Raw genomic sequence first — 1,490 nt, forward strand, 5'->3', positions numbered from 1 at the left:
ACACGTAGTATGTCAAGAAGGACGCGACAAGCTGCGATAAGCTTCGGGTAGGCGCAAATAGCCTGTGATCCGGAGATTTCCGAATGGGGAAACCCACATATCCAAAGATATGTACTTTATACTGAATACATAGGTATATAGAGACACACCCGGGGAACTGAAACATCTAAGTACCCGGAGGAAGAGAAAGAAATATCGATTTCCTGAGTAGCGGCGAGCGAAACGGAATCAGCCCAAACCAAGAACTTTGTTCTTGGGGTTGTGGATAAATCATATATGCATAATATCTTAATCGAAGAGTTCTGGAAAGCTCTACCGCAGAAGGTAATAGTCCTGTAGATTAAAAGAGAAAATTGCTAGATTTATTCCAGAGTACCACGAGACACGTGAAACCTTGTGGGAAGCTGGGAGGACCACCTCCCAAGGCTAAATACTAACTAGTGACCGATAGTGAAGCAGTACCGTGAGGGAAAGGTGAAAAGAACCCCGGAAGGGGAGTGAAATAGAACCTGAAACCGTGTGCCTACAACCGGTCGAAGCACTTTTTATGTGTGACGACGTGCTTTTTGTAGAACGAGCCAGCGAGTTACGGTATGCAGCAAGGTTAAGCACTTATGGTGCGCAGCCGAAGGGAAACCAAGTCTTAATAGGGCGACTAGTTGCATGCTGTAGACCCGAAACCGGGTGACCTATCCATGGCCAGGTTGAAGCGGAAGTAAAATTCCGTGGAGGACCGAACCACATTGGTGTTGAAAAACCATGGGATGAGCTGTGGATAGCGGAGAAATTCCAATCGAACCCGGAGATAGCTGGTTCTCCTCGAAATAGCTTTAGGGCTAGCGTCGATTAATTGAGTTATGGAGGTAGAGCACTGAATGAGGTAGGGGCTGACAACAGTTACTGAACTCTATCAAACTCCGAATGCCATATACTTTTATTTCGGCAGTCAGACTACGAATGATAAGATCCGTGGTCAAAAGGGAAACAGCCCAGACCATCAGCTAAGGTCCCTAAGTGTAAGTTAAGTGGAAAAGGATGTGGGATTTCTAAGACAACTAGGATGTTGGCTCAGAAGCAGCCACTCATTTAAAGAGTGCGTAATAGCTCACTAGTCAAGAGATCCTGCGCCGAAAATGTCCGGGGCTAAAACTTACCACCGAAGCTATGGGCTCGAAAGAGCGGTAGAGGAGCTTCCTGTTCAGGTTGAAGTCGTACCGTAAGGAGCGGTGGACTGTACAGGAGTGAGTATGCTGGCATAAGTAGCGAGAACTAAGTGAGAATCTTAGTGGTCGAAAACCTAAGGTTTCCTGAGGAAGGCTCGTCCGCTCAGGGTTAGTCGGGACCTAAGCCGAGGCCGAAAGGCGTAGGTGATGGATAATCGGTTGATATTCCGATACTGCCATTTTCCGTTATGAGAAATGGGGTGACGCAGTAGGATAAGATGTGCGCACTATTGGATGTGCGTCTAAGCTCTGAGACATGCAGGTTGG

At 47.2% G+C, this 1,490-nt stretch carries 1 rRNA gene; it reads left to right on the forward strand.

The features are described from left to right. Positions 1-1,490 (forward strand): 23S ribosomal RNA (locus RH99_RS19450); the annotation flags it as partial.

Source organism: Clostridium arbusti SL206, assembly GCF_000246895.1.
In the GTDB taxonomy this organism is placed as follows: Bacteria; Bacillota; Clostridia; order Clostridiales; family Clostridiaceae; genus Clostridium_I; species Clostridium_I arbusti.